Origin of the sequence: Bacillus nitratireducens (assembly GCF_001884135.1) — a bacterium.
GTDB classification, from domain to species: Bacteria; Bacillota; Bacilli; order Bacillales; family Bacillaceae_G; genus Bacillus_A; species Bacillus_A nitratireducens.
In genome coordinates this window covers 119,164-129,615 of sequence record NZ_MAOC01000022.1, presented here as the reverse complement: position 1 = coordinate 129,615, position 10,452 = coordinate 119,164, and the positions used below count along the sequence as shown (strand labels likewise).

Genomic DNA, 10,452 nt, shown 5'->3' with positions numbered 1-10,452 from the left:
ACTACCTACAAGCTGTTTGAACTAGCAGCTTCACTCTTCTTGTAATGGGAAAGCAATTTATCACAATTAGCTAACTCATTCGACTCACTGGCAGACAACCAAAATTGTTGTCTGCTTTTTGTATGGAATTTTTCATTTTGCATATACTACTTTTGAGCCTGTTTACCAATGCAAGCCATTTTGGTGTTTTGAATTCCGACTAAGCTTTTTTGTTGCATAGATTATTACATCTTTGACAACACTGGTTAAAAGCGCGTTTTCTGGTTATTCGTAGTTCTAGTCCAGAATAATTTTTCTCCTATAAAGGACAGTAGGTACGACTGCTCGTCCTTTTTTACTTATATCGCATACTCTCCCTTTTGACAGCTATGAACCACATTGCCCTCTTCATCGAAGTAAGCAATTTCCCAATAAGGGTGGCCGTTGTACGCTTCTATTTCCCCATCGAACAAAACTAACAAATTAGTTTTCCAGTTTCCAACGATTGTACCCCACTTGCCAATTTCCTATTATTTAATTTCTGAATAGGTGAACTGACTGCATGGTTTGTTGATACGATAAAAGCTTGGCTTTCCTCATTAATTGTTGTTATTGATTTATGCCCGTCAAATATTTCAATATGTGCTGCGTTTAAAGGATCCGCTACAATTATATTAATATTACTTGCTATAGGCATTTCTTTTATTAATGATGTAGCTTCCTGCGTATTTCTACATTTCTCCAATATTACTCGAATTACCGCAAAACATTGCAAACCATTTACCAACGGTTTTCTTAAACCTTCAATATTCCCTACAGGTTGACCACATGCTGAAAATGTAATAGATAACCCATGCTCATTAACTCCTTCTGTTCGGCCGAAATATTGAGTAGAAAAGCCACTATGTGCATATGCACCTTCAATATGCGTCGAACAAAAACGCATATCATCTATTTTAGGTGATAAATCAAAATTTCTTAATACATATGTATGCTTTAAATCAGTTTTTTTAGGCAATACTGCACAATGACTACAACCTGCTTTTAATAGTGTCTGATAATAATACATCATATTCTTTGAAGGAATTTTCAATACTTCGCAAAAGCCTTCAATTTCTTCATTAATTCCTGGACAATATTGTTTTAGTACATTTCTAGATTCTGTCCAATGGTTATCCCATATTAAATTTTCTTGCTGTATAAATTGTGGAATGAGATACGGATGTTTCTTTACGAATTCTCCTTGTTGCTTACCAATTTCATAATAATTTCCTTTTAGTGACGAAAAATACCCCTTTATTTGATACACCTTAAATTCCCCCTCACATTGAATATATCCATATCATACCGAAATCTTTTTGTTCATTCTTGATGTTTTTCGCTCTTTTCCACATACCTTAACAATCCTTTTTCCTTTTCAATCAGGTCAGTTAATAACTATTTGATACCTACTCAAAACATTGTTAAAATTACTGTAAGAACAAGTGTTCGAGAGGTTATTAGGATGAGTACAGTATTTCGAAACTAGTTAAAATAATATCAAATGGAATAAACTCTACATTGAACCTATTTATTGGCGTTCAACTGATTATGAAAATGCGAAAACTTGTATTTCAAAGGGATGCAAATGGCCATATTGTTCAGTTAAAGAAAGAAAATTTTTTAATCATCCATTTATTATGATAAAGGTAGTAATTGTATATGAGTAAAAGCAAACCCGTTGACGAATTAACCATTGAAGACTTAAAACAAAACCCAATATGGGAATGGGCAATAGATGAAGAGGAAAATGAAGAGTGCAATGAAACGTGGGTAAAACCAGTGGAAACTATAAATCTCACAGAAGAATTAAACGGTTCAATAGTACTGGGCGAATTAATCATACATAATGATGAGAAATCCCCTATGATGTGTAGTATTGATATTGAAAATAACGAGGTATTAATTAGTTCCATTGTTTTTTATAACGAAAAAGAAAATGAGTATATTGCTATAGAAGATATAGTAAAAAAGGTTGAGATGCCAATCTCCATTAATATTTATCTCACAATTAATGGAGAGCCTAGATCTTTAAAATTCTCTGCAAATAAAATTGATATTTATAAAAACACTATAAAAACTAACTTAAATTAAATTCAAATTGAAGTTAGGAGAATACTCATTAAGTAAAAATGGGAAACCATTATAATTAACGGTTTCCCCATATATCCTCCTATTTTCAATGTTTAAATAAATTTATACTAAATAATCCCCTTTTCCACCAATGTCTCTGCGATTTGAACTGAGTTCCAAGCCGCACCTTTTAATAAATTATCAGAAACAATCCAAAGATGGAATCCTTTTGGCGTATCCGGATCTTTGCGTATTCTACCTACAAATGTATCTCTTTTACCCTCTGCATATAATGGCGTTGGATAAATTTGTTCACTAGGATTATCTTGTAAAATAACACCTGGTGCATTCAGTAGTACTTCTTTAATTTCTGCAACGGTCGCTTCTTTTTCAAGTTCAATATAAACCGATTCAGAATGCCCCGATACAACTGGAACTCTGACACAAGTAGCTGCCATTTTCAGATTTGGATCTTCTAAAATTTTCTTCGTCTCTTGAATCATCTTTACTTCTTCGAATGTGAAATCGTTGTCTGTAAATATATCCACTTGCGGCAATACATTAAATGCAATTGGATAATGTTTCTTATCTTTTTTCGCTGGTAATATAGTACTCTTCACTTCTTCACCTGTAAGCATTGACTTAGCCTGTTCTTTTAATTCATGAATCGCATGAATTCCTGAGCCTGATACGGCTTGATACGTTGAAACAATAATTCGTTCTATACCAAATGATTTTCGAATTGGCTGAAGAGCTGTTACCATCTGTAGTGCTGAGCAATTCGGAACTGCAATGATCCCTTTATGTTCCCTTAAAGTATGTGCATTTACTTCTGGAACGACGAGTGGTACATCGTGTGCCATTCGGTATTCACTTGTGTTGTCAATTACGATTGCGCCACTAGAAACTGCATGATTTACATATTGTCTAGAAACTTCTCCTCCAGCACTAAAAAATGCAATGTCTACACCTTCAAAACTAGTTGTTTTTGTCTCTTGTACAATTATCTCTCGTCCTTTAAATTGCACTACCTTACCAGCGGATTGTTTTGATGAAAGTAATATAACTTCAACTATATTAAATTTAGTTTCTTTCTCTAACAGTTCAATAATTTTCTGCCCAACTGCACCTGTAGCTCCAACAACAGCTACATGATAACCTTTTTTGATCATCTTTTCTCCTCCAATATCACTTAAATGAATATTGCTACAATTTCATCTTATAAAGAATTTAATCATTTGGAAAATTGAAATACATGATATAATCATTCACAAATCATAATAATAAAAGAGGGATTGCTTATGGAAATGAGACATGTTAAAACATTTTGTGCCATTGTTAAATATGGCAACTTTTCTAAAGCTGCTCATGCATTAGGTTATGCGCAATCTACAGTGACCGCCCATATTAAATCATTAGAGAGCGATTTAAACATTCCTCTATTCGATCGATTAGGGAAAAAAGTACTTCTTACAAAAGCAGGTCATCAATTTCATCCTTATGCCTTAGAATTACTTGCTATTTATGAAAAAGCGCAAGAAATCCCTCAAAATAATGATAATTTAGAGGGAACATTAACAATTACCTCTAACGAGTCATTAGCAGTGTATCGTTTACCACAATTATTACGTACTTACAAACAGGAAAATCCGAAAGTAAATATCGTATTGGAAACAACTACAAACGAACAAGCAATGAATAAGCTGCGTGAAGGAGAAACAGATGTTATTTTCATAATTGGAGAAAGTATGGAACATAATGATTTTATTACGCGTACTTTTTGTAATGAAACATTTGGATGGATTTTACCTACTCATTACTCAACACACTCTAATCCATTTTGTTTATTAAAGGATACCCAGTTTATCTTTACAGAACAAAGCTGCGGCTATAGACCGATGGTAGATCGTTTTTTACGTCAAAGCGGGACTATTCCAGCTAAAACATTTGAAACCTCCAATGTTGAAGTCATTAAACAATCCGTGATGTGTGAGTTAGGAATTTCAATTCTTCCTTACATCGTTGTACAAGAAAGTTGTCAAAAAGAGCAACTCTGTTATCAGCCTATCGAAACTCCAACAGTTATTCAAAGCCATGTAATCTATCATAAATCTAGATGGATTTCACCCGTTTTACAATCGTTTCTTACATTATTAAAAAAGACAAAAATATAATAGAGATAGTAGTTAACTTATATAGTCATTTTCTTTTTATTAGACGTTTCCTTTTCTTTAACTAAAGCATATACGATTGGAAGAACTAGTAAACTAGCAATTGCACACATAATTCCTAAAGAAGAAAACGACAATCCATTACTTACTGCAAGTGAAGCTGCTCCAGAAGCAATGGTCATTCCAATATACATGGCAGAACTATTTAATGCCATCACAGTCCCTCGCACAGCTGGTTTTAATTCTGAAATTAAAGCCGTTAATGATGCTTGACCAAATCCAATAAATAAACTCCAAATTATATGTACAGTAATTGCAATTGCTAGATTTTCTATAGAAAGCGAGAATATCATTACACTAATTGAGGCTAAAATACTGGCAATGGAAACAACATTCCTCTTTCCTACTTTATCAGCTAACTTTCCACCAAAAATATTCCCAGCTAAACTACCAATTCCTGCCAGAAAGATGACCATCCCTATCTCGCCAACAGAAAGTCCAAAGTTACTTCCATAATAAACACCTATGTATGAAAACATTCCGTGTAATCCAATTGTCCATAGGAACGTTGCTAATAATGCAAATAAAATTGATACATTTACTAAAACCATTTTTAACGATGCAATCAACGTCTTCGTTATAGAAACACGCACCTCATCTCTCGGTTTTTCGTTTTCTAATAGCTGATTAACTAGTAATGTAATAAATAAAGTTAATAGTCCTATACAATAAAATGTCCACTGCCAATTTCCTACTTCAGATAAAAATGCGCCTATGGGTACTCCGATGACTGTCGAACCTACCATTGCTCCCATAATCGTTCCCATTGCATTTCCCCTTGACTCATATGTAACTTTATCTCCTACTAATGCAAATATACTTGGCATAATCATTGCACCGACTAAACCTGTTAGACCACGAAATAATAAAAGTATTTCAAAATTCTTAGCTATTCCTGTACAAAATGTAGAAATGGAGAAGATAACAAACCCCATTATGATCATACGTTTCCTTCCAACTCTATCAGACATTGGGGCCGAATAAAGGTGCCGTTATTCCATAACAAAGCGCATAAATAGTAATTAAAAGTCCTCCACTCCCATCAGGCATACTGATTGTTTCTGTAATAGCTGGTAATAAAGGTGCCACAAGTAATGAATCTAGCCCGACAAAAAAAGCTACAATTGCCAAAATACGTATCATCGACTTTACCTCCATATAAAACTCCCCTTTTATTTCACATATGAAATAAATCCTTATAATTATCTCCCTTCTTTTTTTGTTGCACTAATTTTTATTTCATATATGAAGTATTTATATAAATAAAAATGTAACAGAATGTTACATTTTTATTATATTTAATTCAAATGCTTCTTCCACTTTAATAATAAAGCGTCTAAATGCTCTTCTTCTTCTTTCGTAAAACAACCACAGTTCTCTTTTAAAAAATCACTATATTGCACATCTACTTGCTTTTTTGTTTCTTCACCTTTTTTAGTTAAATAAACGAGCGTTTCACGTTGGTCATTGGGGTTCTTCTCTGTCATAACGTAACCATCACGCTTCATCCGTTGAATCATTGTTGTCATATTACTTGGAACACACCCCATGTTTTCAATTAACTTTGACATGGATACTTTCCCAGATTTTGCGAGTACTTGAATTACTCCGAATTGAACATAACTTATATCATATTGTTCAATTGCTTTATCTAAATTTCTTTGGAGTAAATGATAAACATCACGAATATTTCCGTAAAGCTCTCTGTTATTCATATGTATATTTAAGCCCCTCTAATTTATTTCACATATGAATCATATTCCCATTTATTTCTTGTGTCAATAAAAACACCTTTGCATTTATACCCACAAAGGTGTTTCAAAATCAATATGTATATTATTTATTAGCTTGTACCTCACCTGCAATTAATTTACTACCTGAATATGTACCTTTTTGTATAAAAACTTGATTAATTAATTCTTGTTGCTCCTTTTCTGACATTACTCCTTTCCCTTCTCCTAAATTCCCACTTTGCAATTTCCAAATCTTGTTGTGGTCCACATCAACCTTTTCATATTTTCCTTGTTTCCATCGTTCTAAAATATCCACATATGTACTTTTTTGTGCAACATCATTACTATTTATAATTTCAAGTAAACTTTCAATTCGTTCTTGTGTAATAAAAATATAGCCCCATTTTTGATCAGCTTTCGTTTTTTGATGTGCCATTTCATGTAGTGCTGTCTGTATGTTCTCATCTGTCCACTTAAAATTTTTATTAAAACCGCTATTCGGTAATGAATGATTGCCATTTTCTAAAAGCTTTGCATCTTCAGCTTTTACATTACTATCAGCTAGCACTTCTACTGCCGGAGCGGCTGGTGATTCCTTTTTCGCAGCTGGTTTACTGTGATTCAAATAATACAATATCCCATATGTTAAACCTACCCCAATTACTACCATCCCCGCGATAATCCCTAATACTTTAAATAGTGTTTTCATCTCGCCTGTTTCCTCCCACATAGCCCTTTTCATAATTTTTATCTATCAAAAACAGATGTAGCTTCTCTTTTTTCGCAACATACTGCAATTCATTTTTTCATACTAATTAACATAAATATAACTATTACTTTCTAGAAATGTAGCAACTCCATCCTCATCATTACTTTTGGCAATAAATTTAGCGACAGATTTTAATTCCTCAACAGCATTGCTCATCGCTACACCAATCCCACACTTTTCTATCATTTCCATATCATTGTAGTCATCTCCAAATGCAATTACTTCTGATACGTCTCGATTTAAGTACTGTAGAACATGCTGAATACTATTCCATTTTGAAACATCCGTATGCATAATTTGGCACAATGTTCCGTTATCTGTAATGACTGCCTTACACTCATCGGGCAATTCCTTAGTGAACTCCTTATTTATTGAGCCATGAGTACAAACAATTAATTTAGAAGCTTTTTCAAAGTTTAACTTTCTTATATCCATGACTTCAGACGGCACATCACCAAAATAATCAGTAACATCAAAATTTGAGTACAGCTTATCATTTATTTCAAGACAAATCTGATGAAGATTATACTTTTTTGCTATTTCTATAATTTCTAAAATATCATTTTTAGAAATCTTCATTTCATATAAAATATCATTACCTTTAAGAACTAGAGCTCCGTTATAACAAATGATAATCTCACTTTTTAACACGTTGGGAATATACTGTTTTATAGCCCTTGGAGGCCTTGCTGTAGCAAAAATCAATTCGTCTCCATTATTTTTACATTCCCTCAAAATATTAATAGATTTCTCTGAAATTGTTTTATCACTTCTTAATAAGGTCCCATCAAGATCTGAAATAATAATCTTTTTCATGCTTATATTTATTCCTCCTTCACAAGTTATAACTCGAAACATCGATTATTCGTTGAGGCAATCGAGCCTTTACGGGTAGTTGACCTCCGCTGAATTTTGAGTCTAATTTCCCGCAAATAGCGGAATTCATTTTCGTTTATTACATATTTTCTATTCCCTGAATCATATATGTATTTCCTTATATTGTATTTCTTTTCTTTATAAATTGAAAGATTATTCCGTCAAAATCCCCCGTCTTTTTCAAATGCAACTCCCCCTCTAAGCATTTCGTTTCAAATTCATAAAAATATATGCTAGCCTAAATATAAAGGAGATGAATAAATATGAGTTTATTGTATAGCGGTTTAACTTTTTTAAACTTTGATAATACATATTTATTACAAAATAAACTTCATTCTTATTCACATGAAGATATTGATTTTAGTCATTTAGAGCACTCAAACCTGTATTGCGAGACTCCTTCTTTAATGCGTATAAAACGGGAGTTATATCGTAGAAAACAAAAAGGAATCACCTTTATCGGTTCTGGAAATTATCATTATGTAACTTATTTGCTACTAAAAGAAATAGATGAACCATTTGGCCTTATTTTATTTGATCATCACACTGACATGAACTTAAAAGAAAAAAATGATCATACTCTTATTTCTTGCGGGTCATGGGTATCATTCGCTCTTCAAAACAACCCGAAATTAAAGAAAGTAATTATTATTGGACCTTCTTCTTTAACAATTCATTCTAATGATTATTCATGCGTAGAAGTGTTCCTGATAAATACATCTAATGAAGTTTCTGCACATACAATACTTTCGCATATTCATACAGAGACTATATATGTAAGCATTGATAAAGATGTTTTAGATTCAAAAGTAACTATTACAAATTGGGATCAAGGACATATGAAACTCTCTACACTTTTAAAATGTATTCATTCTCTTATTAGGAATAAAAATGTCTATGGTATTGATATTTGTGGTGAAATACCGGTTTATCCGTCTCAGCTCTTTCTAGCTAAATATACAAATGCTATTAAAAAAAATGAAAAAGCAAACTTACAAATTTTAAAATCAATATATAATACATAAAAAAACAACGAGTGCCTTATAAGGCACTCGTTGTTTTTATGCACGATGTTCTTTTAACCACTTCGTAATAGCATCTAATCTCGAAACATCAAAACGTCTCTCTTCACACACATTTAAACTGTTTAAACTTTTCACAATTTCTAATTCATTCGATTTTACACTTTCCGCGTCAATCATTTTACAGTACCCGTCTGTAACAGTATTTAAATTTTCGTAATAACGTTGAAGCGATTTTGATATATGTAAATGTTTTTCAAAATTTCTTCTTTTTCTCGTCTCGTCAGATTCTTTCCGTTTTCTAAGTTCTTCATCATTCGTATATAAATAAAAATATTGATCGGGAAAACCAATTTCCTTATGTATCAGTTTTTCTTTATAAAAGTTTTCTATTAAAGATAATGGTTGATTAAATATTTCAAAATGGAAACACCAATTATAACTAAGTGGCTGATAAATGTCTCCATCAAGTATTACTAATTCATATTGCTGCGACTTCTGCACCGCTATATTCCAACGCTCTACTTGTTTTTCAAAATACCATGTTCTATGTTCATTTTTCGGTCTTTCAAATAAAAAATTCACTTCAGGTATAATGTATGCATCATAATTTTTTTCTAGTTCACGACATGTGCTACTCTTACCAACAGCACTAGCTCCCTCAAACGCTATAATCCCCATAGTTTCTCCCACTTTCCTTAACTAAAATCTCGTTGTTTCACTCTTCTCCCCCATAACTGTCTCCATAAAACAATTGAAGCGATAGAAAGCATGATTGTTGTAATAATACTACCTTCAATCCCAAATGAGCCTCCATGAAGGACTTCATTGCCATTTGTTACAGGTTTAAAAAGTGGTGTAGAATACATTGACATTCCACTTACTGCAAAACCAAAGACGTTATATTGTGCCCAATTCCAAATGGAATGCCATGCGCAAATCCCCCAAAGACTACTGTCCTTTAATACGTAAAAAGCTGCAAATACACCAACTAATATTATATTCGATATTGAAAGAATTGTAATACCTGGATTAAGTAAATGAAGAAAACCAAATAAAAAAGAAGTCACAACAATCCCAATCCATATTCGGCTTCTAACAGAGAGAACTGGGAATAACCACCCTCGTACAACAATTTCTTCAGTTGCCCCTTGTATTAAAAATGCAACTAAAGACCCTACAATACCAAATATAGCTGTCATCGTAATTTCTTGCATTTGTAGTTTTACATTTCCTGTTAACACGAGTACAATTACTGGTATCGAAATGAAAATAAACCCTATAAATGCACCTCTCAAATACTTTCTCATCCATTTCTCTTTCCAAAAACCAATAGATGAAAATGACCTTTTCTCTACAAATTTAATCCATAAAAACACAAAAAATATAGCCCCACCAAACGTTAATATCATCTCAATATTACTATAAATTGCCTTCATAAAGGTTGTTTCTGTTTTCGGTAAAAACAGCATAAATAACATAAATAATTCACCTAAAGTCAAAAATACAATAGCAAGTATAACAGCGAAAACAGGATGAACTTTTCTTCTCCCTTCTTTTGCTGCTTCAATTATTTTAAATTGTTTATTTAGCAATATTCTATCCTCCTTATTATTGTGATCATCTGTATTCTTAAAATATATATCGTTTCCCTTAAACATACTTTTTAATATAAATGATTTCTGTTTGGAATATATTCAGATTAGGAATAATATATAAATAAAAGAGAT

General features: G+C 32.4%; 9 protein-coding genes and 2 pseudogenes. 3 read left to right on the top strand and 8 right to left on the bottom strand.

Going from position 1 to position 10,452, the window contains the following annotated elements; translation table 11 throughout:
• Positions 1 to 499: 499 nt before the first annotated feature.
• A pseudogene (locus BAU23_RS09275) lies at positions 500 to 1,288 on the bottom strand (C45 family autoproteolytic acyltransferase/hydolase); the annotation flags it as partial.
• Between the two features lie 392 nt (positions 1,289 to 1,680).
• Here BAU23_RS09275 and BAU23_RS09270 point away from each other — a divergent pair.
• On the top strand, positions 1,681 to 2,112 hold the full coding sequence (locus tag BAU23_RS09270) for a hypothetical protein (protein WP_071734199.1): 432 nt from the start codon (positions 1,681 to 1,683) through the stop codon (positions 2,110 to 2,112).
• A gap of 107 nt (positions 2,113 to 2,219) precedes the next feature.
• Here BAU23_RS09270 and BAU23_RS09265 read toward each other — a convergent pair whose 3' ends face one another.
• Positions 2,220 to 3,263, bottom strand: coding sequence for an aspartate-semialdehyde dehydrogenase (locus tag BAU23_RS09265; RefSeq protein ID WP_000591695.1), 1,044 nt, complete (start codon positions 3,261 to 3,263; stop codon positions 2,220 to 2,222).
• Between the two features lie 129 nt (positions 3,264 to 3,392).
• Here BAU23_RS09265 and BAU23_RS09260 point away from each other — a divergent pair, with 129 nt between their 5' ends.
• Entirely contained in the window at positions 3,393 to 4,265 is an 873-nt protein-coding gene (locus tag BAU23_RS09260) for a LysR family transcriptional regulator (protein WP_071734197.1), read from the top strand.
• A gap of 17 nt (positions 4,266 to 4,282) precedes the next feature.
• Here BAU23_RS09260 and BAU23_RS09255 read toward each other — a convergent pair.
• From BAU23_RS09255 to BAU23_RS09235, 4 genes and pseudogenes are all read right to left on the bottom strand, one after another.
• Positions 4,283 to 5,480: pseudogene (locus tag BAU23_RS09255) on the bottom strand (MFS transporter).
• A 140-nt stretch (positions 5,481 to 5,620) separates the two neighbouring features.
• Positions 5,621 to 6,037, bottom strand: coding sequence for a MarR family winged helix-turn-helix transcriptional regulator (locus tag BAU23_RS09245; protein WP_001065037.1), 417 nt, complete (start codon positions 6,035 to 6,037; stop codon positions 5,621 to 5,623).
• Between the two features lie 121 nt (positions 6,038 to 6,158).
• Entirely contained in the window at positions 6,159 to 6,764 is a 606-nt protein-coding gene (locus BAU23_RS09240) for a PRK06770 family protein (RefSeq protein ID WP_000853604.1), read from the bottom strand.
• Between the two features lie 102 nt (positions 6,765 to 6,866).
• Complete coding sequence (locus BAU23_RS09235) at positions 6,867 to 7,640, bottom strand: Cof-type HAD-IIB family hydrolase (protein WP_000720252.1); 774 nt, start codon at positions 7,638 to 7,640, stop codon at positions 6,867 to 6,869.
• A gap of 323 nt (positions 7,641 to 7,963) precedes the next feature.
• Here BAU23_RS09235 and BAU23_RS09225 point away from each other — a divergent pair, with 323 nt between their 5' ends.
• A complete protein-coding gene (locus tag BAU23_RS09225) occupies positions 7,964 to 8,725 on the top strand; it encodes an arginase family protein (protein ID WP_071734193.1) in 762 nt (253 codons plus the stop codon).
• Between the two features lie 36 nt (positions 8,726 to 8,761).
• Here the strand turns inward: BAU23_RS09225 and BAU23_RS09220 are convergent, their stop codons facing one another.
• Together BAU23_RS09220 and BAU23_RS09215 are read right to left on the bottom strand one after the other, a co-directional pair.
• Complete coding sequence (locus tag BAU23_RS09220; RefSeq protein WP_000511262.1) at positions 8,762 to 9,403, bottom strand: AAA family ATPase; 642 nt, start codon at positions 9,401 to 9,403, stop codon at positions 8,762 to 8,764.
• Between the two features lie 17 nt (positions 9,404 to 9,420).
• The gene (locus tag BAU23_RS09215; protein ID WP_000932895.1) at positions 9,421 to 10,317 is read right to left on the bottom strand and encodes a CPBP family intramembrane glutamic endopeptidase; all 897 of its coding nucleotides are present in this window, start codon (positions 10,315 to 10,317) and stop codon (positions 9,421 to 9,423) included.
• Positions 10,318 to 10,452: the final 135 nt, after the last annotated feature.